Source organism: Streptomyces sp. NPDC096105 (assembly GCF_044763335.1).
In the GTDB taxonomy this organism is placed as follows: Bacteria; Actinomycetota; Actinomycetes; order Streptomycetales; family Streptomycetaceae; genus Streptomyces.
Genome location: NZ_JBIWGC010000004.1, coordinates 382714 through 407699, shown reverse-complemented (window position 1 = coordinate 407699; position 24986 = coordinate 382714). Strand labels below are relative to the sequence as shown.

The 24986-nt window shown below is 72.8% G+C and carries 21 protein-coding genes, 1 tRNA gene and 1 riboswitch; of the genes, 6 read left to right on the top strand and 16 right to left on the bottom strand.

The features are described from left to right. The first annotated feature begins 51 nt into the window (after nucleotides 1-51). Nucleotides 52-477: a hypothetical protein gene (locus ACIQ8B_RS09720; RefSeq protein WP_198602730.1), complete on the top strand. Its 426-nt coding sequence runs from the start codon at nucleotides 52-54 to the stop codon at nucleotides 475-477. Between the two features lie 332 nt (nucleotides 478-809). Here ACIQ8B_RS09720 and ACIQ8B_RS09715 read toward each other — a convergent pair whose 3' ends face one another. Then, nucleotides 810-2198: a cystathionine beta-synthase gene (locus ACIQ8B_RS09715; RefSeq protein ID WP_290001008.1), complete on the bottom strand. Its 1389-nt coding sequence runs from the start codon at nucleotides 2196-2198 to the stop codon at nucleotides 810-812. Between the two features lie 163 nt (nucleotides 2199-2361). On the opposite strand from ACIQ8B_RS09715, the gene ACIQ8B_RS09710 reads away from it, so the two are divergent. The 3 genes from ACIQ8B_RS09710 to ACIQ8B_RS09700 all read left to right on the top strand — a co-directional run bounded on the left by ACIQ8B_RS09710 (nucleotide 2362) and on the right by ACIQ8B_RS09700 (nucleotide 5858). Further along, complete coding sequence (locus ACIQ8B_RS09710; protein ID WP_403546357.1) at nucleotides 2362-3384, top strand: SGNH/GDSL hydrolase family protein; 1023 nt, start codon at nucleotides 2362-2364, stop codon at nucleotides 3382-3384. A 197-nt stretch (nucleotides 3385-3581) separates the two neighbouring features. Further along, nucleotides 3582-4802 carry an acetyl-CoA C-acetyltransferase gene (locus tag ACIQ8B_RS09705; protein ID WP_403546356.1) on the top strand — a complete coding sequence of 407 codons (1221 nt, stop codon included), beginning with the start codon at nucleotides 3582-3584 and terminating at the stop codon, nucleotides 4800-4802. 279 nt (nucleotides 4803-5081) lie between these two features. After that, nucleotides 5082-5858 (top strand): hypothetical protein, encoded by a 777-nt coding sequence (locus ACIQ8B_RS09700; RefSeq protein WP_403546355.1) that lies wholly within the window; start codon nucleotides 5082-5084, stop codon nucleotides 5856-5858. A gap of 66 nt (nucleotides 5859-5924) precedes the next feature. Here ACIQ8B_RS09700 and ACIQ8B_RS09695 read toward each other — a convergent pair whose 3' ends face one another. The 3 genes from ACIQ8B_RS09695 to ACIQ8B_RS09685 form a co-directional block, all read right to left on the bottom strand. Continuing rightward, nucleotides 5925-6236 carry a hypothetical protein gene (locus ACIQ8B_RS09695; protein ID WP_106416376.1) on the bottom strand — a complete coding sequence of 104 codons (312 nt, stop codon included), beginning with the start codon at nucleotides 6234-6236 and terminating at the stop codon, nucleotides 5925-5927. 108 nt (nucleotides 6237-6344) lie between these two features. After that, nucleotides 6345-7232 (bottom strand): Bax inhibitor-1/YccA family protein, encoded by an 888-nt coding sequence (locus ACIQ8B_RS09690; RefSeq protein ID WP_290001023.1) that lies wholly within the window; start codon nucleotides 7230-7232, stop codon nucleotides 6345-6347. 596 nt (nucleotides 7233-7828) lie between these two features. Further along, nucleotides 7829-7915: transfer RNA gene (locus tag ACIQ8B_RS09685), tRNA-Leu, on the bottom strand. 387 nt (nucleotides 7916-8302) lie between these two features. Between ACIQ8B_RS09685 and ACIQ8B_RS09680 the strand changes: the two genes are divergently transcribed. Beyond that, nucleotides 8303-9073, top strand: a complete 771-nt coding sequence (locus ACIQ8B_RS09680; RefSeq protein ID WP_106413873.1) for an ABC transporter ATP-binding protein — start codon at nucleotides 8303-8305, stop codon at nucleotides 9071-9073. A gap of 71 nt (nucleotides 9074-9144) precedes the next feature. Then, entirely contained in the window at nucleotides 9145-11673 is a 2529-nt protein-coding gene (locus ACIQ8B_RS09675) for an ABC transporter permease (RefSeq protein WP_403546354.1), read from the top strand. On the opposite strand, the gene ACIQ8B_RS09670 is transcribed toward ACIQ8B_RS09675, so the two are convergent. The 12 genes from ACIQ8B_RS09670 to ACIQ8B_RS09615 form a co-directional block, all read right to left on the bottom strand. After that, the gene (locus tag ACIQ8B_RS09670; RefSeq protein ID WP_403546353.1) at nucleotides 11660-12028 is read right to left on the bottom strand and encodes a hypothetical protein; all 369 of its coding nucleotides are present in this window, start codon (nucleotides 12026-12028) and stop codon (nucleotides 11660-11662) included. The two genes, ACIQ8B_RS09675 and ACIQ8B_RS09670, sit on opposite strands and share 14 nt — an antisense overlap. 270 nt (nucleotides 12029-12298) lie before the next feature. Beyond that, the gene (locus ACIQ8B_RS09665) at nucleotides 12299-13684 is read right to left on the bottom strand and encodes an NAD(P)/FAD-dependent oxidoreductase (protein WP_290001030.1); all 1386 of its coding nucleotides are present in this window, start codon (nucleotides 13682-13684) and stop codon (nucleotides 12299-12301) included. A gap of 562 nt (nucleotides 13685-14246) precedes the next feature. Then, nucleotides 14247-15200 carry a Ppx/GppA phosphatase family protein gene (locus tag ACIQ8B_RS09660; RefSeq protein WP_290001034.1) on the bottom strand — a complete coding sequence of 318 codons (954 nt, stop codon included), beginning with the start codon at nucleotides 15198-15200 and terminating at the stop codon, nucleotides 14247-14249. Further along, nucleotides 15197-15733, bottom strand: a complete 537-nt coding sequence (locus ACIQ8B_RS09655; RefSeq protein ID WP_106413868.1) for a DUF501 domain-containing protein — start codon at nucleotides 15731-15733, stop codon at nucleotides 15197-15199. Before ACIQ8B_RS09655 ends, ACIQ8B_RS09660 begins: the two co-directional genes overlap by 4 nt. A 28-nt stretch (nucleotides 15734-15761) precedes the next feature. Next, the gene (locus ACIQ8B_RS09650; protein ID WP_106413867.1) at nucleotides 15762-16238 is read right to left on the bottom strand and encodes a septum formation initiator family protein; all 477 of its coding nucleotides are present in this window, start codon (nucleotides 16236-16238) and stop codon (nucleotides 15762-15764) included. A gap of 101 nt (nucleotides 16239-16339) precedes the next feature. Then, nucleotides 16340-17620, bottom strand: a complete 1281-nt coding sequence (eno, locus tag ACIQ8B_RS09645) for a phosphopyruvate hydratase (RefSeq protein WP_106416375.1) — start codon at nucleotides 17618-17620, stop codon at nucleotides 16340-16342. Nucleotides 17621-17888: 268 nt separating this feature from the next. Further along, complete coding sequence (locus tag ACIQ8B_RS09640) at nucleotides 17889-18599, bottom strand: transglycosylase family protein (RefSeq protein WP_403546352.1); 711 nt, start codon at nucleotides 18597-18599, stop codon at nucleotides 17889-17891. A gap of 4 nt (nucleotides 18600-18603) precedes the next feature. Further along, nucleotides 18604-18772, bottom strand: a riboswitch (cyclic di-AMP (ydaO/yuaA leader). A 218-nt stretch (nucleotides 18773-18990) separates the two neighbouring features. Next, the gene (locus ACIQ8B_RS09635) at nucleotides 18991-19926 is read right to left on the bottom strand and encodes a transglycosylase family protein (protein ID WP_403546351.1); all 936 of its coding nucleotides are present in this window, start codon (nucleotides 19924-19926) and stop codon (nucleotides 18991-18993) included. A gap of 203 nt (nucleotides 19927-20129) precedes the next feature. After that, complete coding sequence (locus tag ACIQ8B_RS09630; RefSeq protein ID WP_403546350.1) at nucleotides 20130-21419, bottom strand: cytochrome P450; 1290 nt, start codon at nucleotides 21417-21419, stop codon at nucleotides 20130-20132. Nucleotides 21420-21659: 240 nt separating this feature from the next. Continuing rightward, nucleotides 21660-22652: a nucleoside triphosphate pyrophosphohydrolase gene (locus ACIQ8B_RS09625; RefSeq protein WP_290001052.1), complete on the bottom strand. Its 993-nt coding sequence runs from the start codon at nucleotides 22650-22652 to the stop codon at nucleotides 21660-21662. A gap of 19 nt (nucleotides 22653-22671) precedes the next feature. Beyond that, on the bottom strand, nucleotides 22672-23322 hold the full coding sequence (locus ACIQ8B_RS09620) for a SurA N-terminal domain-containing protein (RefSeq protein WP_290001055.1): 651 nt from the start codon (nucleotides 23320-23322) through the stop codon (nucleotides 22672-22674). Between the two features lie 159 nt (nucleotides 23323-23481). After that, a complete protein-coding gene (locus ACIQ8B_RS09615) occupies nucleotides 23482-24978 on the bottom strand; it encodes a serine/threonine-protein kinase (RefSeq protein WP_274543374.1) in 1497 nt (498 codons plus the stop codon). Between the last annotated feature and the right edge of the window lie 8 nt (nucleotides 24979-24986).

Here is a 24986-nt window from a genome sequence, read left to right as displayed (position 1 = left end):
CCCCCAGTGCGGGCGGGCCCCCGCGTGCCTACCTTGTGAGGCATGACCGGAATCGACGCGCGGGACGCCGAGCTGAAGAAGGAACTCCACGCCTCCCTGCAGGCCCGCAGGGAACTGGGCGAGGACTACGAGTCCGCCCTGGTCGACTCGTTCCTCGAGAAGGTCGACCAGCGCATCGACGGCGCGGTGGACCGCCGGGTGCGCCGGCAGCTGGCCGAGCAGCGGATGACGTCCGCACGGGACGCGCGTGCGCCGAAGGCCACGGACTCCTGGGGCGAGCGGTTCGGCTTCGGGATCGTGTCGCTGGTGCTGGCGGTGCCGCTGTCCGCGATCGGCGGGGGCGTGGCCGATCTGCCGGGACTGCTGGTCGCCTGGGCGGGGATCGTCGGCGTGAACGTCGTCCAGGCCGTGCGCACCAACCCCGGGCTGTTCCGGCACCGCCGCTCCGCGACCGCCGACGACGCCTGGGAGGACTGAGCCGCAGGGGGCCGGCGGCGTCCCGCGGAAGGGTCGTGCGCGGGGACCGCCGCACCCCCGTCACCGGGGGGCGGGACGACGGCGGTCCCCGCGAACACGCGCTCCGCCACGGGCGCAGCGCGTGTCACAGGCGTCCAGGGAGGTCCGGGAGCCGCTCCGGAGGTCCGTCGACGCCGTGTGGCCGTCGGCCGGAACGGGGAGCCGCTCCCGTCCCGCCGACAACCACCACTGTGCCGGAGCTGTGTTAAGCGAGTGCTGCGCGGGCGTGACGTGCTCGTACCACTTCCGCGAAGGGCACGCGCCTCACGGCCGCGCGGGGACCGCGCGGTCCCTCACGCGCCGGTCCTGGCGAGGAAGGACAGCAGGTCCTGACGGCTGACCACACCGGTCGGCTTGCCCTCGACCAGCACGATCGCCGCGTCCGCCTTGCCCAGCACGGCCATCAGGTCCGCGACCGGCTCACCGGAGCCGACCTGCGGCAGCGGCGCCGACAGGTGCTTCTCCAGCGGGTCGTCGAGCGAGGCGCTCTTGCTGAACAGCGCGTCCAGCAGCTCGCGTTCCACCACCGAGCCGACGACCTCGGCGGCCATCACGTCGGGGTGGCCGGCGCCCGGCTTGACGACCGGCATCTGCGAGACGCCGTACTCGCGCAGCACCTCGATGGCCTGGCCGACGGTCTCGTCGGGGTGCATGTGGACGAGGGACGGGATGTGGCCGCCCTCCTTGTCGTCCAGCACGTCGGCGACGCGGGCGCTCGGGCCGGAGTCCTCCAGGAAGCCGTAGTCGGCCATCCACTCGTCGTTGAAGATCTTGCTGAGGTAGCCGCGTCCGCTGTCCGGCAGCAGCACGACGACGACGTCGTCCTCGCCGAGCCGGGAGGCCACCTCCAGCGCCGCCACGACCGCCATGCCGCAGGAGCCGCCCACCAGCAGGCCCTCCTCCTTGGCGAGGCGGCGGGTCATCTGGAAGGAGTCCTTGTCGGAGACGGCGACGATCTCGTCCGCGACGTCCCGGTCGTAGGCGGTCGGCCAGAAGTCCTCGCCGACGCCCTCGACCAGGTACGGACGGCCGGAGCCGCCGGAGTACACCGAGCCCTCGGGGTCCGCGCCGATGACCTTGACGCGGCCGTCGCTGGCCTCCTTCAGGTAGCGGCCGGTGCCGGAGATGGTGCCGCCGGTGCCGACGCCGGCCACGAAGTGGGTGATCCTCCCCTCGGTCTGCTCCCACAGCTCGGGGCCGGTGGAGTGGTAGTGCGACAGGGGGTTGTTCGGGTTGGAGTACTGGTCCGGCTTCCACGCCCCCGGCGTCTCACGGACCAGCCGGTCGGAGACGTTGTAGTAGGAGTCGGGGTGCTCGGGCGCCACCGCGGTCGGGCAGACGACGACCTCGGCGCCGTACGCCCGCAGGACGTTGATCTTGTCCGTGGACACCTTGTCCGGGCAGACGAAGACGCACTTGTAGCCCTTCTGCTGGGCCACGATGGCGAGCCCGACGCCGGTGTTGCCGCTGGTCGGCTCGACGATCGTGCCGCCGGGCCGGAGCTCCCCGCTCTTCTCGGCCGCCTCGATCATGCGCAGGGCGATGCGGTCCTTCACGGAGCCGCCCGGGTTGAAGTACTCCACCTTGGCCAGGACGGTGGCCTTGATGCCCTTGGTCACGCTGTTGAGCCGCACCAGCGGGGTGTTGCCGACGAGGCTGATCATCGAGTCGTGGAATTGCACCGTTGTCTCCGGATGCTGCAAAGGATGTGGTCGGGGTGGTGATGCCAGCCTAGGCCCTTCCCGGAACCGGACTCGGCCGGGCCGTTCACTCCCCGTCGGGATTCAACCACCGTCCGTACGGGGCAAGACCTGGGTGTACGGCTACGAGGAGGTGGCGGCGAGCATGACGGGCATGTCGAGGGCGCGGGTGGCCCGGCGCATCGCGGCCGGCGCCGCGTACGGCGGCGGGGGGATCGGGCTGGCGGGCGCGGCGGCCGCGGGGCTGCTGCTGGCGGAGGCGCGGCTGGCGCGGCGCCGGGTGGGCAACGGCACGAGTCCTTACGTGCCCCACGCGGACGGACTGTACGGCGCCGCCTGGACCGTGCCGGGCGAGCCGGCGCTGCGGCTGACGATGCTGGGCGACTCCACGGCCGCGGGCCAGGGCGTGCACCGGGCCGGGCAGACGCCGGGCGCGCTGCTCGCCTCGGGGGTCGCGGCCTTCGCGGAGCGCCCGGTGGGGCTGTCCACGGTGGCGGCGCCCGGGGCGTGCTCGGACGACCTGGACCGGCAGGTGACCCGGACGCTGGCGGACCCGTCGAGGGTGCCGGACATCTGCGTGATCATGATCGGCGCCAACGACGTGACGCACCGCATGCCGCCCACCCGTTCCGTGCGCCACCTCGCCTCGGCGGTGCGCCGGCTGCGGACGGCGGGCGCGGAGGTGGTGGTCGGCACGTGCCCGGATCTCGGCACGCTCGAGCCGGTGCGGCAGCCGCTGCGCTGGCTGGCCCGCCGCGCCTCCCGGCAGCTGGCGGCGGCCCAGACGATCGGCGCGGTGGAGCAGGGCGGGCGCACGGTGTCGCTGGGCGACCTGCTGGGGCCCGAGTTCGCGGCGCACCCGCGCGAGCTGTTCGGCCCGGACAGCTACCACCCCTCGGCGGAGGGGTACGCGACGGCGGCGATGGCGGTGCTGCCGACGGTGTGCGCGGCGCTGGGGCTGTGGCCGGCGGACGAGGAGCGGCCGGACGCCGCCCGCCGTGAGGGCTTCCTCCCGGTGGCGCGGGCCGCCGCGGAGGCCGCCGCGGAGGCGGGCACGGAGGTCGCCGCGGCGATGCCGGCCGGGCCGCGCGGCGCCTGGGCCCTGCTCAAGCGGCGGCGCCGGCGGCGCGTCACGGAGGCCGAGCCGGAGCCGTCGGCCCAGCCGTGACGCGAACGCCCGTCCGGGAAGGGAGCGGAAGCCAAGCAAGCGCTTAGACAGTTGCGGTCCATGTCACACCGCGACACGCGTGACCGCGCGCACACGTACGGGTAGCTTCGCCTCAGGCGCCGCACCGACCCGCCGGTATGCCCGCCCGCGCCCGACCGCCGAGCGCTCCGCCGCCGCCTCTTCACTCTGGAGCCGTGATGCCCGAAGCCGTGATCGTTTCCGCCGCCCGCTCCCCCATCGGCCGCGCCTTCAAGGGCTCGCTCAAGGACATGCGGCCGGACGACCTGACCGCCACGATCGTCCAGGCCGCCCTGGCCAAGGTCCCCGAGCTGGACCCGAAGGACATCGACGACCTGATGCTCGGCTGCGGCCTGCCCGGCGGCGAGCAGGGCAACAACCTCGGCCGGATCGTCGCCGTGCAGATGGGCATGGACCACCTCCCCGGCTGCACGGTCACCCGTTACTGCTCCTCCTCGCTGCAGACCTCCCGGATGGCGCTGCACGCGATCAAGGCCGGCGAGGGCGACGTCTTCGTCTCGGCCGGCGTCGAGACGGTCTCCCGCTTCACCAAGGGCAACTCCGACAGCCTCCCGGACACGCGCAACCCGCTGTTCGCCGAGGCGGAGGCGCGCACCGCCGCCGTCGCCGAGTCCGAGGGCTCCACCTGGCACGACCCGCGCGAGGACGGCCTGCTCCCCGACCCGTACATCGCGATGGGCCAGACCGCGGAGAACCTCGCCCGCTGGAAGGGCGTCACCCGCCAGGAGATGGACGAGTTCGGCGTCCGCTCGCAGAACCTCGCCGAGGAAGCCATCAAGAACGGCTTCTGGGAGCGCGAGATCACCCCGGTGACGCTGCCCGACGGCACGGTGGTCAGCAAGGACGACGGCCCGCGCTCCGGCGTGACCATGGAGGGCGTCTCCGGCCTCAAGCCCGTCTTCCGCCCCGACGGCCTGGTCACCGCCGGCAACTGCTGCCCGCTCAACGACGGCGCCGCCGCGCTCGTCATCATGAGCGACACCAAGGCCCGCGAGCTGGGCCTGACCCCGCTGGCCCGGATCGTGTCCACCGGCGTCTCCGGCCTCTCCCCGGAGATCATGGGCCTCGGCCCGGTCGAGGCGAGCGAGCAGGCCCTGCGGCGGGCCGGCCTGACCGTCGGCGACATCGACCTGTTCGAGATCAACGAGGCGTTCGCCGCCCAGGTGATCCCGTCCTACCAGGACCTGGGGATCCCGCTGGAGAAGCTGAACGTCAACGGCGGCGCCATCGCCGTCGGCCACCCCTTCGGCATGACCGGCGCCCGCATCACCGGCACGCTCATCAACTCCCTGCAGTGGCACGACAAGCAGTTCGGCCTGGAGACCATGTGCGTCGGCGGCGGGCAGGGCATGGCGATGGTCATCGAGCGCCTGAGCTGACCCTCGCGTGCCGCTGGGTGACCGCCGCGGCACACCGTGTGACGTTCCGGCCCGGCACCCCGCTCGCCCGGGGTGCCGGGCCGTTCCGTGATCCAAATTCCCCCAGGATGTGACCTATGCCTCGCGGGAGGGGCATCCGTGCAGGTCACGACGGACCCGCCGGACACTCCGTCCCCCGCACGCTGTCCGATTCGTGACGTTACGCACTGACAGACGGTTAGTCCGCCCTTCAAGCTGATGTAGGAAGTCGGGGGTCGACTGTGAACCGGGAGTACGTCAGTGAGCGCCATGCCGATCGCCCTGCTGATCACCACGGCCGCCACCGGCGCCGTGGGCGTCGCCGTCCTGCGCAGCGTGCTGGTGCTGCGCCGACAGGTCGCGGCACTGCACACCGAGCTGGCCAGGAGCCAGGTGACGGGCCGTGCGCAGGTCCCGCCCGCCCGCTCGGCCGGACCGGACGAGATACGCACCGCGGTCGCGGAGGCGCTCGCCGAGGAGCGGGAGCGCGAGCTGGCCGAGGCGCGGGCCTTCTGGGCCGCCCAGGAGGCCCGTGACGCCTCCGACGGCCCGTCCCTGCTGGGTCTGCCCGACAGTGAGCTGTTCCTGCCCCGGCAGGCCGACTTCGCGGGCCTGGAGCCGGTCGCCGAGTCCGGCGCCGACACCGAGGAGCACGGCGGCGACTCCCCCGAGCTGGCCGCGGCCCGCCGCCGCCACCCCTCCCACCCCGACTTCGTGCCGCACTCCTCGCCGGTGGTGAGCGACCACGAGCACACGGTGGAGGTGCTGGAGGAGCTGGCGGCCGCGCGCACCGAGCTGACCGACGTCCGTCCGGGCCCGCTGGGCACCCTGGACGTGTACGTTTTCGCCGACGGCACCACGCTGTGCATGACGCCGGGCCACCGCGAGACCGCGGAGCGCCTGGCCGAGGCCCTGCGGGCGGGCGAGACGCCGTTCCTGCTGGGCGGCTCCGGCATCTCCGGGGCGTACACGCTGACGTTCTCCTGCGGCGAGGACAGCGTCTACATCCTCGCGGACCGCGTCATCGCGTCCCTGTAGGACCGGGCGCCGCGTCCCTCCGGTCGCGGGCGTCCCCGTACCGCCCGGCGCACGCCTCGTGCGGGGTCACACGCCCGCGCGTCCGCGTGCCTCCTCCACGAGCCGGGCGGCTTCCGCCACGTCCTCGTCGCTCGTGAGCACGAGGGCGTGGTCGTGCCCGGCGACGGTGATCTGGTCCGCGGCGGCGAACATCCCGGCGTCCGGCATCTCGCGCGGCTCGGTGCCCGGCTCCTCGACGAGCTGGGTGCGCCGCGCCAGCTCCCTGGCCAGGGCGAGCGCCTCGGCCGCCGCGCCCCGCTGCAGCCGGCTCTGCGGCGCGGCCCGCAGGCGGTCGGCGAAATGATCCACGGCACGGGTGAAGGGCGTCGTATCAACCACGCGGCGAGCGTACGCGGCGCGGCGGGACCGCCGCCAACGGGCGGGCGCGGACGCGCGCAAGGGCCCCGGCGGGAGCCGGGGCCCTTGCGCGCGGTGGACGCCGTGGCGTCAGTCGCTGCTGCTGAGGATCGAGATGAGCCGCAGGAACTCGAGGTAGATCCACACCAGGGTCAGGGTGAGGCCGAAGGCGGCGAGCCAGGCCTCCTCGCGCGGGGCGCCGTAGGCGATGCCGTCCTCGACCTGCTTGAAGTCCAGGGCGAGGAAGCAGGCACCGAGGATGATGCCGATGACGCCGAAGAGGACGCCGAGCGCGCCGCTGCGGAAGCCGAGGCCGTCACCGCCGCCGATCACCGCGAACAGCAGGTTCACGGCCATCAGCAGGACGAAACCGAGCGCGGCCGCCATCACGAAGCCGTAGAAGCGGCGGTTGACGCGGATCCATCCGGCCTTGTAGGCCACCAGCACACCGGCGAACACCGCCATGGTGCCCAGCACGGCCTGCATGGCCGCGCCGTCGGCGATGCGGTTGTCGACGACGCTGGAGACGACGCCGAGGAACACGCCCTCGAAGGCGGCGTACGTCAGGATCAGCGCGGGCGACGCCTTGCGCTTGAAGGCCTGCACGAAGCCCAGGACCATGGCGATCAGCGCGGCGCCGATGCCGATGCCGTAGGACCGGCCGATGTTGGCGTCGTCGACGGGCAGCAGCGCCCAGGCGAGCGCGGCGGTGACGACGAGCACGCCGAGCGTGGTGCCCGTGCGCATCACGACGTCGTCGATGGTCATCCGGCCGGCCGCGGCGGGGGCCTGCGGCGGCGCGCCGTACTGCTGCTGCGCGTACGGGTTCTGGGCGTACGGGTTGTCCGTCGGCTGTGCGTACGGGTTGGCCTGCGTGGCGACGGCGGGGCCCCCGGCCTGCGGCGCGGTGTTGAAGCCCGCGTAGCCGTTGTCGCGGCCGAACCCCCGTCGCGAGAAGACCGGGTTACTGCTCCTCATTTCACTCCTCCATGGCCACTCGGTGCGGCCTTGGCTCAAGAGTAATAGGTAGGCAAAGGAATGACCCTAATGCTTGGGGAGGATCTTTCCCTCGTTGTGCTGCGCAACACGCTACGCGGCTTCATGATTCCCCTCACGGCGGGCGGCGGACCGGTACCGAGCCGGTACCCGCCCGGTACCGGCCGGAGACAGTGATCGCTCCGGGGGGCCGGTGCAGCCCTCAGCGGGGCCGGCCGCGGCGGACCGGGAGCCGGCGACGCGGCCGGGACGGGCGACGCGGCCGGGACGGGCGACGCGGCCGGGACGGGCGAGCCGCGCCCGGCCGGCCCGGCCCCGGCGATCCCCGCGGCGGTACGCACCGGCCGTCCCCCTCCGCGTGCGGCGGAACGCGAGTCCCGTGTTGTGCGCACGTCCGTGCCGACGGCCGCGCGGGGGTGTCCGGGGAGGCCGGTGCCGGGCGCGAGGAGGGCGCCGCCACGTCCCGGGCGCCGGACGCCAGGCAGGCGGAGCGCTCCAGGGTGTGGACGAGCGGCAGCGAATCCTGTCCTGTCCCACGGGTCGGGCCCTGTCCCACGGGTCGGGCCCGACGGCCGTGGTGGTGCCCGGAGCCGGACTCGAACCGGCACGCCCGCTCAGGGGCAGCGAGGTTTAAGCTCGCCGTGTCTGCATTCCACCATCCGGGCAGGCCATGGGCCCCGCTTCGCGGTTCCGAGCCTATCGGTGGCCCTCCCCCCGGCAGCGGCGGGATCGGCTGATCTTGTCTTATTTTATTGACGCCTGATGGTCCATCAGCCCAGCTAACGCACCGTCAGCACGCGCCACCAGCCTTGCGCGTGACGGGACGCCCCGCACGCGGAATGACGTAATTTCACCGTCCGGACAAGGGCGCCCCACCCGTTACGGGCCCGCTCCCGGTCGGGGTCCCCCGTCATCCCCAGGTATGACCCCGGGGCCGGCGCTCCGTCCCGAGTCGCCCCCGGGAACCGGAGCAGCGGCTGACTACACGGCGGCAGAGCCACGGAACGATGGTCACGTCCCCGAGAACACGCCGTCCCGACAGGAGCCCGCCCGTGACCACCGCCCCCCTCGCCGACCGGACCACCGCCGTGGCCGCACGCGCCACGGAGCTGTCGAAGATCTACGGCCAGGGCGAGACCCGGGTGGTCGCCCTGGACCGGGTCTCCGTCGACTTCCGGCAGGCCGAGTTCACCGCGATCATGGGCCCCTCGGGCTCCGGCAAGTCCACGCTGATGCACTGCGTCGCCGGGCTCGACACCTTCACCTCCGGCTCCGTGCGCATCGGCGACACCGAGCTGGGCGCGCTGAAGGACAAGCAGCTCACCCGGCTGCGCCGGGACAAGATCGGCTTCATCTTCCAGGCGTTCAACCTGCTGCCGACGCTGAACGCCCTGGAGAACATCACGCTTCCCATGGACATCGCCGGCCGCAAGCCCGACAAGGAGTGGCTCGACACGGTGATCCGGATGGTCGGCCTGTCCGACCGGCTGAGCCACCGTCCCGCCCAGCTCTCCGGCGGCCAGCAGCAGCGGGTCGCGGTGGCACGGGCGCTGGCCTCCCGGCCCGACATCGTCTTCGGTGACGAGCCGACCGGCAACCTCGACTCCCGCTCCGGCGCCGAGGTGCTCGGCTTCCTGCGCAACTCCGTGCGCGAACTCGGCCAGACGGTGGTGATGGTGACCCACGACCCCGTCGCCGCCGCCTACGCGGACCGGGTGGTCTTCCTCGCGGACGGCCGGATCGTCGACGAGCTGCACGGCCCGACGGCCGACTCGGTGCTGGACCGCATGAAGCGGTTCGACGCCAAGGGCCGCACCAGCTGACCCGGGCCCGCCCTCCCCCGCCCGTCCCGCTCGCCCCCCTCTTCACGTACGTCTGGACCGAGAAGACACCCATGTTCCGTACCGCCTTGCGCAACGTCCTCGCGCACAAGGCCCGGCTCCTGATGACCGTGCTCGCCGTGATGCTCGGCGTGGCCTTCGTCTCGGGGACCCTGGTCTTCACCAACACCCTCTCCGCCGCCCTGCAGAAGCAGTCCGCCAAGGGCTTCGACCACGTCGACGTCGCCGTCACGGCCGCCTGGGAGAGGGCCGAGGGCGACCGGGTCGGCGAGTCGCACCGCCTCACCCGCGACCTGGTCGACGACGCCGCCGCCGTACCCGGCGCCGAGCGGGCCGTCGGCGTCGTCTCCGGCTTCACCGCGATCGCCGACAAGGACGGCAAGCTGATCGGCGGCGGCTTCCAGTCGCAGGGCGGCAACTACTGGGGCGACGACGACCCCCGCTACCCGCTGGCCGAGGGGCGCGCCCCGAAGGGCGAGGGCGAGATCCTCATCGACTCCGAGACCGCGCGGCGGGCCGGCTACGAGGTCGGCGACAGCGTGCGCATGTCGGTCGACGGCCCGGTCCTGGAGCCGGTGATCACCGGTGTCTTCACCACCGACGACGGCTTCGTCGCGGCCGGCGGCAGCCTCACCCTGTTCGACACGGCGACCGCGCAGAAGCTGCTCGGCGAGCCGGGCGTCTTCGACGAGATCGCCGTGACGGCGAAGCCGGGGGTCGGCGACGCCGCGCTGATGGCCCAGCTGGAGAAGGCGCTGCCGGACGACGTCGTGGAGATGACGACCGGCGAGAAGCTGGCCGACGACCAGGCGCGGTCCATCGCCGCGCAGATGGACGGCCTGAAGCAGGGCCTGCTGGTCTTCGCCGGGATCTCGCTGTTCGTCGGCACGTTCATCATCGCCAACACCTTCACCATGCTGGTCGCCCAGCGCACCAAGGAGCTGGCGCTGCTGCGGGCCGTCGGCGCCTCCCGCCGCCAGGTCACCCGGTCGGTGCTGGTCGAGGCACTCGTGGTCGGCACCGTCGCGGCCGCCACCGGTCTGCTCGCCGGCGTCGGCATCGGCGTCGGGCTGCGCTCCCTGATGGGCGCCCTCGACGCGCCCGTGCCCGACGGCCCGCTGGTCGTCAGCCCCGGCACCGTCGCCGCCGCGTTCGCCGTCGGCATCGTCGTCACCGTGCTCGCCGCGTGGCTGCCGGGCCGGCGCGCCGCGAAGATCCCGCCGGTGGCGGCGATGAGCGCGGTGCACGCCCAGGCGACCACCAAGTCGCTGGTGCTGCGCAACACCGTGGGCGCGCTGTTCTCGGCGGCCGGGATCGCGGTGGTCCTCGCGGCCACCACGATGGACGGCACCGAAGGCCAGGCGCCGATGGGCCTGGGCGCGGTGCTGCTGATCATCGGCGTGTTCGTGCTGACCCCGCTGCTGTCCCGTCCGCTGACCGCCGCCGCCTCGCCGGTGCTGCGCCTGTTCGGGGTGGCCGGCAAGCTGGCCCGGCAGAACTCGGTGCGCAACCCGCGGCGCACCGCCGCCACCGCGTCCGCCCTGATGATCGGGCTCACGCTGATCACCGGCATGACCGTGGCGGCGGGCAGTCTGCAGCAGGCCATCGACAAGATGGCGGCCGACGCGGTCAAGGCCGACTACACGGTCTCGATGGTGAACTACAACTCACTGTCCCCGGACGTCGAGAAGACGCTGAGGAGCACCGAGGGCGTGGTCGCCACCAGCCCGATGCGGGGCGCGGTCACCCGCGTCGACGGCGAGACCGAGTACGTCACCGGCGTCGACGGCTCCACCATCGGCGACCTGCTGCGGCTGCCGGTCCACGACGGCACGTTCGAGATCGGCGGCGCCCGGGTCGTCGCGGACCGGGAGACCGCGGCGTACTACGGCTGGAAGACCGGCTCGGTCTTCACGGTGGCCTTCGAGGACGGCGGGAAGGAGCGGCTGACGCTCGCCGGCGTCTACGAGTCCAACGACATGGTCCGCGGCGTCCTGCTCGACACCGCGGTCCTCGCCCCGCACGACCCGGAACCGGACGACATGCAGGTCCTGGTGAAGACGGCCGACGGCGCGTCCGACGCGGTCAAGGACTCGCTGGAGAAGGCCCTCGGCAGCAACCCGGGCATCGCGGTCCAGGACCGGAAGGACCTGTCCGACGAGGTCGGCCAGATGTTCACCGTGGTGCTGAACATGGTGTACGGGCTGCTGGCGATGGCGGTGGTCGTGGCGGTGCTCGGCGTCGTCAACACCCTGGCGATGTCGGTGTTCGAGCGGTCCCAGGAGATCGGCATGCTGCGGGCGGTCGGCCTGGACCGCCGGGGCGTGAAGCGCATGGTCCGGCTGGAGTCGATGGTGATCTCGCTGTTCGGCGCCGTGCTCGGCATCGGCCTGGGCGTGTTCTTCGGCTGGGCGGCCGGCGAACTGGTCGCCTCCCGGATGGACACGTACGAGCTGATCGTGCCGTGGGGCCGGATGGGCGTCTTCCTGCTGCTGGCGGCGGTGGTCGGGGTGCTGGCCGCGCTGTGGCCGGCGCGGCGCGCGGCCCGGCTGAACATGCTGCAGGCGATCAAGGCCGAGTAGCCGGGACGTCCCGGCACGAGGACGGGTCCCGCTCCGGGCGGAGCGGGACCCGTCGTCGTGTGCCGGGCCGGTTCCGGGTGCGGCTGCGCAGCGGGAGCCCGGAGGCGCCGGATCCCGGGGTCCGCACGGCGACGGCCTGGCCGGCGCCGGTGCGGTCGCGTCCGGAGGCGAGCGCGGGGGCGGCCGTGCGGAGCTGCCGGACGCGGGCCCGTCCCGGCCCGGCGGGGGCCGCCGCGCGGGCCCGCTCGGACTCCAGGCCGGCCACCCGGCGGCGCGGGGCGCGGCGGTCGCGCACGACCGGAGCGGGGGCGTCCGGGGGGCCGGCTTCCGCGCCGTCCCGGGTACGGACGCGCACGGGGAGGAGTGCGCCGGTCAACCGTTCGAGGGCGTCTTCGGCCGCGGGGCGGCGTCTGCCATGGTGTGCACCTCCGTGACCGGAGCCCGGAATGTCGTCACCGCGACACGCCTGGGCGCGGCCGTGACGGTGCCCGGCGCGCGTCGTGTTCCGGCGGAGCAAGGGAACGCGACCCGCGGGGAGCCACCCCCGAACACGCCGAAGGGACCGCCCGCACCACGGATGGCGGGCGGCCCCTTCGACAGTGGCCTGCCTACGGCCGGCCTCGGGTCAGGAGGCCTTGGCCTCGGTCTTCTTCGGCTCCTGCGCGGCGGGCGCCGGGGCCGGCTTGGCGGCCTCGTAGAACTCCTCGCGCGGGGACTCGATCGCGCCCAGGGACACGACCTCGCGCTTGAGGAACATGCCGAGGGTCCAGTCGGCGAAGACCCGGATCTTGCGGTTCCAGGTCGGCATGGCCAGACCGTGGTAGCCACGGTGCATGTACCAGGCGAGCCGGCCCTTGAGCTTGATCTTGAACTTGCCCATGACGATCATCGCCACGCCCTTGTGCAGGCCGAGGCCCGCGACCGCGCCCTTGTTGGCGTGGCTGTACTCCTTCTGCGGGAAGCCCCGCATGCCGGAGATCACGTTGTCGCCGAGGACCTTGGCCTGGCGCAGCGCGTGCTGGGCGTTCGGCGGGCACCAGGCGTTCTCGTTGCCGGCCTTGCGGCCCACGAGGTCCGGCACCTGGGCGTTGTCGCCCGCGGCCCAGATGTAGTCGGTGCCCTTGACCTGGAGCGTCGGCTCGGTGTCGACGTGGCCGCGCGGACCGAGCGGCAGGCCGAAGCGGGCCAGCGCCGGGTTGGGCTTGACGCCCGCGGTCCACACGATGGTGCCGGCGTCGACCTCGAGGCCGTTCTTCAGCACCACGTGGCCGTCGACGCAGGAGTCCATGGAGGTGGACAGGTAGACCTCGACGCCGCGGCTCTCGAGGTGCTTCTTGCCGTACGCGCCGAGCTTGGGGCCGACCTCGGGGAGGATCTTGTCGGCGGCGTCGACGAGGATGAAGCGCATGTCCTCGCGGGACACCGTCTTGTAGTACTTGGCCGCGTCCCGGGCCATGTCCTCGACCTCACCGATGGTCTCCGCGCCGGCGAAGCCGCCGCCCACGAAGACGAAGGTGAGCGCCTTGCGCCGGATCTCCTCGTCCGTGGTGGAGTCGGCCTTGTCGAGCTGCTCGAGGACGTGGTTGCGCAGGCCGATGGCCTCCTCGACGCCCTTCATGCCGATGCCCTGCTCCGCGAGACCGGGGATCGGGAAGGTGCGGGAGACCGCGCCCAGCGCGATCACCAGGTAGTCGAAGGGCAGCTCGTACGCCTCGCCCACCAGCGGGGCGATCGTGGCGACCTTGCGGTCCTGGTCGATGGTGGTGACCCGGCCGGTGAGGACCTCCGCCTTGGGAAGCACGCGCCGCAACGGGACGACGACGTGCCGCGGGGAGATGCTGCCGGCGGCGGCTTCGGGGAGGAAGGGCTGGTAGGTCATGTACGACCGCGGGTCGACGACGGTGACGGTCGCCTCGCCGTAACGCATCTTCTTCTGGATGCGCCGAGCTGCGTACAGGCCTACGTACCCACCGCCTACTACGAGGATCCTGGGACGCTCCGTGGTGCTCATGGCATCGAGTATCCACCCGCCTCAGAGGGGTACCTCGTGCGCCCCTTCACAAGCTTTGACAGGGCCTGTGTTACCATCCCGCATTTCTTGATCCAGATCACAGTGCGGATCGGGAACCGGCGCCGCGGGTGACGCGTTGTCAATGCCGCGTGAGCTGCCTCTCTGTCGTCCCGGACGGACTGTGAGGCCGACCGGGCGGTCGGTGCGACCGGTGCGCGCAGACCCTCTCCGACTCCCTTCTGAACGTGTTCAAAGGGGTGTTGAGCGCCCGAACGGGTCAATCGGACCCACTTCTCCGCCCTCCCGGGGCCAAATCCTTGTGAAGAACTTCACGAACTTTCCCGCAGAGGTCCGCCCCGAAGGGCCCGAAGACCCCCCGGAGCACCGCTCAAACGCCATCCCGACTGCTCAGCGGAGGTCTACTCGCCGATAACAAAAGGGGTCGGGCCGCGGACCAGGCGGTGGTGAATCGCCGCGCTCGCGGCCGAGGCGGACGACCGGCGGGACGTCCGCCGCACGCTGCGACGCCCCGCCCGGTGCCGGCCTCGTCCGGCAGCGCCCCTCAGCGCGCCTCGGCGGCGCAGCTGTGAGCGATCCCGTCGAGGATGTCGTGCTCCGACACCACGACCTCCTCCGCGCCCGTCCGCTCCATGACCGCCAGGAGCACCAGGGCCCCGGCGCCGATCACGTCGACCCGCCCCGGGTGCATCGACGGCACCGCCGCCCGTTCGGCGTGGGTGGAACGCAGCAGCCACTCGGTGATCCCGCGGACCCGGTCGCGGGAGACGCGGGAGTGGTGGATGGCCGCCGAGTCGTACTCGGGCAGGTCCTGGGCGATCGCCGACACGGTGGTGACGGATCCGGCGAGGCCCACCAGCGTCCGTGCCTCGCGCAGCGGCACCGCCTCCTCCGCCCGGTCCAGGGCGGCCTCGATGTCGGCGCGCATCGCGGCGATCTGCTCCTCGGTGGGCGGGTCCGTCACGGCTCCGTCCCGCACCAGGTGGCGCTCGGTCATCCGGACGCAGCCGACGTCCACGGAGCGGGCGGCGCGCACGTGGTCGTCGCCGACGACGAACTCGGTGGAGCCGCCGCCGATGTCCACCACCAGGAACGGCCGGTGCAGGCCGTCCCGGCCGGTCAGCTCCCTGGTGGCGCCGGTGAAGGAGAGCTCCGCCTCCTGGTCGCCGGTGATCACCTCGGGCTCCACACCCAGGATGTCCACCACCCCGCGCACGAACACGTCGCGGTTCTCGGCGTCGCGGGAGGCCGAGGTGGCGACGAAGCGCAGCTTCCGCGCGCCGTGCTTCTCGATGACCTCCGCGTACTCGCGGCAGGCGGCGAAGGTCCGCTCCAGCGCCTCCGGCGCCAGCCGGCCGGTGCGGTCGACGCCCTGGCCGAGCCGCACGATCGTCATCCGCCGGTCCAGGTCGGTGAGTTCGCCCGTCACCGGGTCGACGTCGGCCACCAGCAGCCGGATGGAGTTCGTCCCGCAGTCGATCGCGGCGACCCGGGTCACCGGCCCTCCCCCGTCTCCTCCGCCGGCGTCACGCACGGCCCCTTGCTCCACCACTCCGGCAGCATCGCCAGCGCCTCGTCGCCCAGCGGGTTCACGCCGGGGCCGGCCGCGAGCGAGTGGGCGACCAGCACGTGCAGGCACTTCACCCGGTCCGGCATGCCGCCCGCGCTGGGGAAGTTCCTCAGCTCCTCGATCTCGTCGCGGCGCCGGACGTAGTCCTCGTGCGCCGCGCGGTAGGCGGCCGCGAGCTCCGGGTCGGCGGCCAGCCGCTCGGTCATCTCCTTCATCACGCCGTTCGCCTCCAGCGTGCCGATCGCGGAGTTCGCCCGCGGGCACGTCAGGTAGTACAGCGTCGGGAAGGGCGTGCCGTCGGGCAGCCGCGGTGCGGTCTCCACGACGTCCGGCTGCCCGCAGGGACAGCGGTGCGCGATGGCGCGCAGCCCGCGCGGGGGCCTGCCGAGCTGCTGCTTGAAGGCCTCGACGTCCGCGGCGGTGGGCTCGGTGCGCGGGGTCGTGGGCGGAGGGGTGTCCATACGTGTCTTTCTGCGGTGTTCCGTCGGGTCACTGGTCGGCGGCGTCGGCCTTGTCGACGCCGTCCCAGACGTTGGCGTACCAGGGGCGGTCGGCGGCCCGGAGGTCGCCGCGCGTGGTTCCGGCGCCGGCCGGGTCGACGACGATGTAGCCGGTCTCCCCCGGCATGACGTAGTGCAGGCGCCTGCGGATCTCCTGCTCGGCGTAGGCGTCGTCCTGCCAGCGGGCCTTGAGGTCGCGCAGCCGTTCGACCCGCCGGCGGGTCTCGTCCTGCTCCTTCTGCAGGTCGGCGATCTCCGCGCGCTGGGAGACGTACTGCCGCATCGGGTAGGCGAGGGCCACGACCAGGGAGCAGACGACCAGGACGAGCAGGGCCGCGCGGCCGGTCAGCCGGGAGCGGCGGGCCTGCCGCTTGGTCTGCGAGCGGTAGACCCGGGCCGCGGTCTGCTCACCGATCAGCCGGATCCTGGTCGCGGTGGAGAAACGGTCCCGGTCCTTGACCGCCATGTTCCCGCCTCTCGTTCGGTCTCCTACGCGCGTACGTCCCCGCACACGGTACGGGACCGGGTACGGGGACGTACGTACGACGCCTCCTGCGGAGGGCGGGGTCAGCCCTTGAAGCGGGGGAACGCGCTGCGGCCGGCGTACACCGCGGCGTCGTCGAGGATCTCCTCGATGCGCAGCAGCTGGTTGTACTTGGCGACGCGCTCGGAGCGGGCCGGGGCGCCGGTCTTGATCTGGCCGCAGTTGGTGGCGACGGCGAGGTCGGCGATGGTGACGTCCTCGGTCTCGCCGGAGCGGTGGGACATCATGCACTTGAAGCCGTTGCGCTGGGCCAGCTCGACGGCGTCCAGGGTCTCGGTGAGCGAGCCGATCTGGTTGACCTTCACCAGCAGGGCGTTGGCGGCGCCCTCCTCGATGCCGCGGGCCAGGCGCTCCGGGTTGGTGACGAACAGGTCGTCACCGACGAGCTGGACCTTGTCGCCGAGCTTGGCGGTGATGGTCTTCCAGCCCTCCCAGTCGTCCTCGAACAGCGGATCCTCGATGGACACGAGCGGGTACGCGTCGACGAGCTCCGCGTAGTACTCGGTCATCTCGGCGGCCGAGCGCTCCTTGCCCTCGAAGCTGTAGACGCCGTCCTTGTAGAACTCGGAGGCGGCCACGTCCAGGGCCAGGGCGATCTGCTCGCCGGGGGTGTAGCCGGCTTCCTGGATGGCCTCGAGGATGAGGTCGAGGGCCTCGCGGTTGGAGCCGAGGTTCGGGGCGAAGCCGCCCTCGTCGCCGAGGCCGGTGGCCAGGCCCTTGCCCTTCAGCACCTTCTTGAGGGTGTGGTAGACCTCGGCGCCCCAGCGCAGCGCCTCGGAGAAGGACTCCGCGCCGATCGGGGCGATCATGAACTCCTGGATGTCCACGTTGGAGTCGGCGTGCGAGCCGCCGTTCAGGATGTTCATCATCGGCACCGGCAGCAGGTGCGCGTTCGGGCCGCCCAGGTAGCGGAACAGCGGCAGGTCGCTGGCCTCGGAGGCGGCGTGCGCGACGGCGAGCGAGACGCCGAGGATGGCGTTGGCGCCGAGCGAGCCCTTGTTGTCGGTGGCGTCCAGGTCGAACATCGCCTGGTCGATCAGGCGCTGCTCGGTGGCGTCGTAGCCGACGAGCTCCGGGCCGATCTGCTCGATGACGGCCAGTACGGCCTTCTCGACGCCCTTGCCGAGGTAACGGCCGGCGTCGCCGTCACGGAGTTCGACGGCCTCGAAGGCGCCGGTGGAGGCGCCGGACGGGACGGCGGCACGACCCGTGCTGCCGTCGTCGAGGCCGACCTCGACCTCGACCGTGGGGTTGCCTCGGGAGTCCAGGATTTCCCGGGCTACGACGACGTCGATGGACGGCACGAGCATCTCCTTCTTGGGATGTGACGCGGGTGAGCGGGGCCGCGGGGGCCCTGCGAGTCCGAGCCTAACCGGCTCCGGGCGATCGGCCATCCGGCCGCCCGCCTCATGGACAGAACCGAGAGTAAATTGTTTCCGAACGGAACAAAGCAGGTTCGGGAAACCGTGACCGGAAAGCGTCCGGACATGACCCCGCCCCGGTGCGTACGGGGAAGAAACGCACCGGGGCGGGTGGCCCGTGGGGACGGGGGGAGGGACCGTGCGGCCGGCCTTACTTCAGGTGCAGCTGCTGGCCCGGGTAGATGAGGTCGGCGTCGTCGACGATGTCGTCGTTCAGCTCGAACAGCTTCGCCCAGCCGCCCTTGACGTCGTGCTCCGCGGCGATCGAGCTGAGGGTGTCGCCCTTGACGACCTTGTACTCGCCGTCGCCCTTCTCGACCTTCTCGCCGGTCGGGGTGGTGACGGTCTTCTTCTCGCTCTTCTGCTCGGCCTTCTGCTCGGCCGGGGCGGCCGGGCGCTCGGCGGAGCGGGAGGCCTTCTGCTCGCTCTCGCGGGACTCCGCGGCGCCGGACTCCTGGGAGGAGCCCTCGGCGGAGGAGCCGTTGTAGGCGGCGTTGGACAGGCCGGTGCCGCAGACCGGCCAGGCGCCCTTGCCCTGGCCCGCGAGGACCTTCTCGGCGATCTCGATCTGCTGGGCCTTGGTGGCCTGGTCGGCGGTGGCCGCGTACTTGGTGCCGCCGTACCCGGCCCAGGTGGAGGCGGAGAACTGCAGACCGCCGTAGTAGCCGTTGCCGGTGTTGATGGACCAGTTGCCGCCGGACTCGCACTGGGCGACGGCGTCCCACTCGGACGCGGTGGCGGCGGAGGCGTTGCCGGCCGCCATCAGCGGACCGGCGACGGCGGCGCCGGTGACACCGGCGATGGCGATGGCGCGAGTGGCCTTGGACGGACGACGGTGCTTGCCCTTGCCGGAAAACAGCATGGATGGATCCCCTCACCGACGCCTACGAGGTGAGCTGTCGGGTTCGGGCCGGTTGAGTTGCCCGGCCACGTCCCTCCCGGGACGCGGCTTCACCCCGAGCCGTACCGGACGTGAACCGTCCGGGTCCGGCGCCTACCTGGGTCCCCCGCTCCTGCCTACGGCGCATGACGCGACGACTGTTCCCGTGCTGCCACTGGCAGGATTCGGCGTGGCGGCAGCCGGGGCCCGCGATGGCGAGCGGTCACGACCGTAAGCACGGGCCCGACGGAATTTCAAAGATGATCAGGTCTTCTGAGACCTATCTCTCACAGCCCTTATTACGGACATTCAGCCCGAATCACTCCGTCAACTGCCGCCGCGCGGAGGCGCCTTCGAACGCCGCCCGCGCCCGCTACTCGCCGGTCTCCGCGTCCACGAGAAGCCGCTGACCTGGCAGGATCAGGTTCGGGTCGTCGCCGATGACCTGCTGGTTCTCGACGTAGAGCGCCGTCCATCCGCCGGTGAGGGCAAGGGAGTCGGCGATGGACACCAGACTGTCCCCGGCCCGCACGGTGTAACGGTCGTCGGCGGCCCCGGCCGGCGTGCCGGCGGAGCGCGAGGCGTGCCGGCCGGCCGACGAGGCCGCGGCGTCGGCGCGCTCGTCCTCCTGGGCGCTGGGGCCGCGGTGGCGGCCCGGGCCGGCGGACTCGGACTCGGTGACCTCCGAAGAACCGGTGCTCTGCCCCGACTTGTCCGACTCGTCACGCTCGGAGGCGGCGGGGGCGGACGGGGAGGCCTTGTCGTTCGCGTCACCCTCCTCCCCGCCGGACGAACCGGGCGTGGCGGACGGAGAGGGAGAAGCGGACGCATCACCCGGTTCCGGCGAACCGGACGGAGTGGTGGTGCCGGCGGTCCGGGAGTCGTCCGGGGTCGCGTCGTCGGCCACGCCCGGGTCGACGTCCGGGGACGCCGCGTCCTGGTTCAGGCCCGTGAGCAGGCCGCAGGCGCGCCACTTGCCGACCCCCTGGTCGGCGAGGAGCCTCTCGGCGACGGTGATCTGCTGGTTGCGGCTGGCCTGGTCGGCGCTGGGCGCGAACTCCAGGCCGCCGTAGGCCTCCCAGTCGTCCTGGGTCAACTGAAGGCCGCCGTAATAGCCGTTGCCGGTGTTCTGGCTCCAGGATCCGCCGCTCTCGCACTCCGCGACCCGGTCCCAGGTCTCGCCGTCCGCCGCACTGGCACTGCCCGCCCCGAGCAGAGGGATCGCGATGGCGGAGCCGGTCACCCCGGCCGCGACGAGAAGAGCCGGAGCCTGGCGAGGGCGACGGTGTCGGCCGTTCCCGGAGAGCATGCGGAAGCCTTTCACTCGGCGACGAGGACCGGCACGGTGAGCAAAACCTTGCGGCGCGCCGTACTTGATGGGTGAACGTATAGGCAGACGATCACTTGTCACAAGTTCATGCCGTGCAGATCACATGGAGATCACAGAGTTGAGCACGTCTCAGGTTTCCGCGCGTAACCCGCAGGAACCGGACAGGAAGGTCAGCCTCCTCGTCAGGCCCGTCCTGGACGCGGAGGAGAGAATTCCACCGGAAGCGTGCGGAGTCCCCGCATGATGAGGCCGCCGCGCCACCGCAGCTCGGCCGGCTCCACGGCGAGCCTGAGGTCCGGCAGCCGGGTCAGCAGGGTGGCCAGCGCGGTCTGCCCCTCCAGGCGCGCGAGGGGGGCGCCCAGGCAGTAGTGGATGCCGTGCCCGTACCCCAGGTGCTGGTTTTCGCGGCGGCCCAGGTCCAGGGTGTCCGGGTCGGCGAACCGCTCCGGGTCCCGGTCGGCCGCGGCCAGCACGACGAGGACCGGGTCGCCGGCCTCGACACGCTGCCCGCCGATGACCACCGGCTCGGTGGCGAACCGCCACGTCGCCAGCTCCACCGGCCCGTCGTAGCGCAGCAGTTCCTCCACCCCGGTCTCCAGCAGCCCGCGGTCCCCCTCGGCCAGCGCCCGTTGCAGGCGCTCCCGCTGCCCGGGGTGGGTGAGCAGGGCGTAGGTGCCGTTGCCGATGAGGTTGACGGTGGTCTCGAAGCCGGCGAAGAGAAGGATGAACGCCATCGCGGCGGCCTCGTTCTCGGTGAGGTGCTCCCCGTGGTCGGAGGCGCGGATCAGACCCGAGATGAGGTCCTCGCCGGGGACGGGCTCGGCGGGCAGCGCCTCGCGCTTGCGGTGGATCAGCTCGGCGAGGTAGCCGCGCATCTTCTTCACCGACCGGGCCACCCCGCCGCGCGGGCCGCCGCCGTGGCGGATCATCATGCCCGCCCAGTCCCGGAAGTCGTCCTGGTCCTCGCGCGGGACGCCGAGCAGGTCGCAGATGGCGTAGATGGGGAGCGGGAAGGCGAACTCGTGGATCAGGTCGGCGGAGCCGGTCGCCGCGAAGCGGTCGATGAGGCCGTCGGTGAGCTCCTGCACGCGGGGCGCGAACTCCGCGACCCGGCGCGGGGTGAACGCCTTGCTGACCAGCCGGCGCAGACGGGTGTGGTCCGGCGGGTCGATGTTCAGCAGGTGCGTCATGAGGTCGGCCTGCCGCTCGCCCGGGATGCCGGTCTTGCCCTTGGCGTGGGCGGGCTCGTCGTGGTGCGCGGGGTTCTTGGACAGCCGGTTGTCGGCGAGGGTCTGCCGGGCGTCGGCGTACCGCGTGACCAGCCAGGCCTCGACGCCGCTGGGCAGCCGGGTCCTGCGCACGGGGGCGTGCTCGCGGAGCCAGGCGTAGGCGGGGTAGGGGTCGGCTGCGAATTCCCAGGTGAACAGGTCGGGGGCGGGGCCCTGGGGGGTGGGGGGTGACTGGTCGCGCATGGGGCGACCCTAACGGGGGCCCGCGGCGGCGGCAGCGGGGGCGGGGTGGCCGGCGCGCAGGGCAGGTGCGGGCGCGGGGGGGTGTTCGCGCAGTTCCCCGCGCCCCTGGAGGGACGCTGCCCCCGCGCGTCCGCGAGGGCTCGGGCTCTCCTCTTGAAGGGCTGGGGACCAGTACGCCTACAGGGGCGCGGGGAACCGCGCGCATGGGGGTCCGGGGGCGGAGCCCCCGAGACGGGGAGGTCAGACGCCCGTGACCTTTTCCGCGGCGCGGATCGCATCCCGGTAGGCCCGGGCGGCGGCCCGGAGGGCCGCCTCCGCGTCCACCCCCTCCGCCTCCGCCCGCGCCGCCAGCGCCAGCAGCTCGTACCCGATCCCTTCCGCGGAGGGAAGAGGAACGGAGAGGCCCGCCCCGCGGGCCCGGCCCGCCAGCTTGGCGGCGAGGGCGAGCGCCGGCTGCCCCACCGGCACCCCGTCCGTGACGGACTCCCGCCGCTTCTCCTCCGCCTTCGTCCGCATCCAGTGCGCCTTGACCTCCTCCGGCGTCCGCGCCGTCTCCTCCCCGAAGACGTGCGGATGCCGGTGGACGAGCTTGGCGACGATGCCGCCCGCCACGTCGTCGACGGAGAACGGCTCGTCCGGGTGCTCCTCGGCGATCCGCGCGTGGAAGACGACCTGGAGCAGCACGTCCCCCAGCTCCTCGCGCAGTTCCTCCCGGTCGCCGTCCTCGATGGCCTCGACGAGCTCGTACGCCTCCTCGATGCCGTACTTGGCGAGGCCCTTGTGGGTCTGCCGGGAGGACCAGGGGCACTCCGCGCGGATGCGGTCCATGACCTGCACCAGGTCGAGCAGGCGGGCGCCCGGCAGGTCGTAGGAGGCGGGCAGCAGCTCCAGCTCGGGCATCCGCACCCGCCCGCCGCCGGCCAGCCGCGCCAGTCCGTCGGTGAGCGCGGGCTCGCCCTCGCCGGTCGCGACGACGACCACGGTGCGTCCGCCGGCGCAGGCGTCGACGACCTCCTCGGCGGTGGGCGCGGCCTCCTCGACGGATATCCCCGCCTCCCGCAGGTACGGCAGCTGCGGATGGGCGCCGTCCGCGCACAGCACCCGGTCGGCCGCGTGCAGGGTCTGCCAGGCGGGCCAGGACAGCAGTCCGGGCGCGACCCGGTGGCTGGTGGTGAGCAGGACGACACGGCCGGCGGCGGCCTCGGGGGTCGGTGCGGGGCTGGTTGCGTTCACCCTTCGAAACTAGCCCACGTCACAGGCCCAGCGGCGGCCCGTCCGCGGCGGTGACGTCCTTCACCCACGGCGTCCTCGCGTCCACCCGGCTGCTCTTCTCCGCGTCCCACTCGCCGTAGCGCGGGTTGAGGTCGACCCCGAGCTCCTCGCTCGCGTCGGACAGCGCCTTCCAGAACTCGGGACGGCTGGTGTCGGTGCCGAGCTTCTGGGCGAGCTTCTGCGCCGTCACCTGGACGCGGAGGTTCTCGTCGAGGCGCTGCGGCGGGACGCCGTACTGCTGGAGCCAGGCGGCCTCCAGCGCCTTCGCGCCGCCGGCCTGCTGCTCGAACTCGGCCCGCGTCCGCTGCACCTCGCGGTCCGAGACGGTCACCCCGGCGTCGCGCGCGGCGCGCTCCAGCACCTTGTCCAGCACCATGCTGTGCAGGGTGTCGCGGGTCAGGCCGCCGGTGCGCGCGATGGCCTGCTGGTACTGCGCCTCGTCCGGGACGGCGGCCCGCTGGGCGGACCGCACCTCGTCGACGCGGTTCTCCAGCTGCGACACGGTGATCCGCTCCCCGCCGACCACTGCCGCCGCACCGGGGTGCGCGTCGTTTCCGCAGGCGGTGAGCAGGGGCGCCGCCGCGGCGATCGCGGCGGTGAGGAGGAACGCGGTGCGACGGCGGCGGTGCAAGGAAACCTCCTGAGGAGAGCTTGTGCGGCGGTGCACAAAGTCTTGCGGTGATCGATGGTAGGCATCGGCCAAGCTCTGGCCAACCCATTCGACCAACGATTCACGGCGACTTCGGGCACCGCCGCGCCCGCCGTCTCCCCTTCGCCGGGTCCGGCCGCGCTAGCCGCGCACCTGTCCCAGCCACTGGAGGGTCCGCCGGATGTCCGCGGCGAGCGGGTGACCCGGCCCCTGGACGCGCTCCACGTCGTGCAGCAGCCGCGCCAGCGTGTCGTGCGCGGCGGGGCGGTCACCGAGGGCGAGCAGCAGGTGGCCGATGCGGCGGCGCACGTCGTGGGCCTGCTGCATGTCCCCGGCGGCCACGTACCGGTTCTCGTAGTACGGCAGCAGCGCCCGGTACTCGGCGAGGGCGGCCACCGGGTCGCCGAGCTGCTCCAGGCACTGGGCGGCCTCGTAGCGGTGGCGCAGCGACTGCGGGTCGGCCTGCCCCGCCTCGGCCGCGCGCTCGTCGGCGAGGCGGCGCAGCTCGGGCAGGGCCCGCCGGTACTGCCCGTCGTCGAGCAGCGTGGCCGCGTACTGCTTGCGCAGGGTGCGCACGACCGGGGAGTGCTCGCCGTGCTGCTCGGCGGCGACCGGGAGGATGGAGCCGAGGATGTCGACGGCCTGGGTGATGCGGCCCTCGCCGAGCAGCCGCTTCACCTCGTCGACGGCGGCGGCCACGTCGGCCTTCTCCGCAGCCGGCGCGGGCGGCGCGGCGGGCGCGGGCTGCGGCGCCGGCGTCCTGGCCCGGTCCGGCCAGGGGGCGTGCGGGCGCAGGAAGGGCCGGGTCGGGTCCAGCGGGGCGCCGGTGGGCGTGCCCCGGGCGGGCAGCAGCAGCGACAGGTGTTCGTAGACCTCCTGCGCGGAGTCCGGGCGGTGCTGCGGGTCCTTGGCGAGCAGCCGCAGCACCAGGGCCTCCAGCGCCTCGGGCACCTCGGGGCGCAGCCGGCGCACCGGCACCGGCGGCTCGTACAGGTGCCGGTGCAGCACCCCGAGCGCCGTGGAACCGGAGAACGGCACGTCCCCGCTGAGCAGTTCGTGCATCAGCACGCCGAGCGCGTACAGGTCCGTGTACGGGCCGACCGCGCCGCCCATCGCCTGCTCGGGCGCCATGTAGGCGGGCGAGCCGATGGGGGTGCCGGTGTGGGTCAGGCGGGTGGTGTCGGCGTCCATCACGGAGGCGACGCCGAGGTCCAGCACGGTGAGCGTGCCGTCCTGCCTCACCATCACGTTGCGCGGCTTGAGGTCGCGGTGCACGATCGGCACCGCGTGCACGGCGCTGAGCACCGCGCACAGCTGCGCGGCGACCGCGACCGCCCACTGCCACGGGTAGGGGTCGTGCTCGGCGAGGTGGTCGCCGAGGTCGGCGCCGTCGACGTACTGCATGACGAGGAACAGTTCCTCGCCCTCGCTGCCCGCGTCGTGCACGGTGACCAGGCCGGGGTGGTCGACCTGGGCGGTCACCCGGCACTCGCGCACGAAGCGGCGGCGCAGTTCGTCGGCCTCCTGGCCGGCCACCTTGTCGGGGCGCAGCAGCTTCACGGCCACGCGCCGGTCCAGCCGCTTGTCGTAGGCCGTCCAGACCTGTCCCATGCCGCCCTGGCCGATGAGCGTGGACAGTTCGTAGC

Excerpts from the sequence above, each read along its gene's own strand:
- ACIQ8B_RS09710 (WP_403546357.1), top strand. The coding sequence starts at position 2,362 with ATGACGGGCATGTCGAGGGCGCGGGTGGCCCGGCGCATCGCGGCCGGC.
- ACIQ8B_RS09705 (WP_403546356.1), top strand. The coding sequence starts at position 3,582 with ATGCCCGAAGCCGTGATCGTTTCCGCCGCCCGCTCCCCCATCGGCCGC.
- ACIQ8B_RS09690 (WP_290001023.1), bottom strand. The coding sequence starts at position 7,232 with ATGAGGAGCAGTAACCCGGTCTTCTCGCGACGGGGGTTCGGCCGCGAC.
- ACIQ8B_RS09675 (WP_403546354.1), top strand. The coding sequence starts at position 9,145 with ATGTTCCGTACCGCCTTGCGCAACGTCCTCGCGCACAAGGCCCGGCTC.
- ACIQ8B_RS09665 (WP_290001030.1), bottom strand. The coding sequence starts at position 13,684 with ATGAGCACCACGGAGCGTCCCAGGATCCTCGTAGTAGGCGGTGGGTAC.
- ACIQ8B_RS09655 (WP_106413868.1), bottom strand. The coding sequence starts at position 15,733 with ATGGACACCCCTCCGCCCACGACCCCGCGCACCGAGCCCACCGCCGCG.
- ACIQ8B_RS09650 (WP_106413867.1), bottom strand. The coding sequence starts at position 16,238 with ATGGCGGTCAAGGACCGGGACCGTTTCTCCACCGCGACCAGGATCCGG.
- ACIQ8B_RS09640 (WP_403546352.1), bottom strand. The coding sequence starts at position 18,599 with ATGCTGTTTTCCGGCAAGGGCAAGCACCGTCGTCCGTCCAAGGCCACT.
- ACIQ8B_RS09635 (WP_403546351.1), bottom strand. The coding sequence starts at position 19,926 with ATGCTCTCCGGGAACGGCCGACACCGTCGCCCTCGCCAGGCTCCGGCT.
- ACIQ8B_RS09630 (WP_403546350.1), bottom strand. The coding sequence starts at position 21,419 with ATGCGCGACCAGTCACCCCCCACCCCCCAGGGCCCCGCCCCCGACCTG.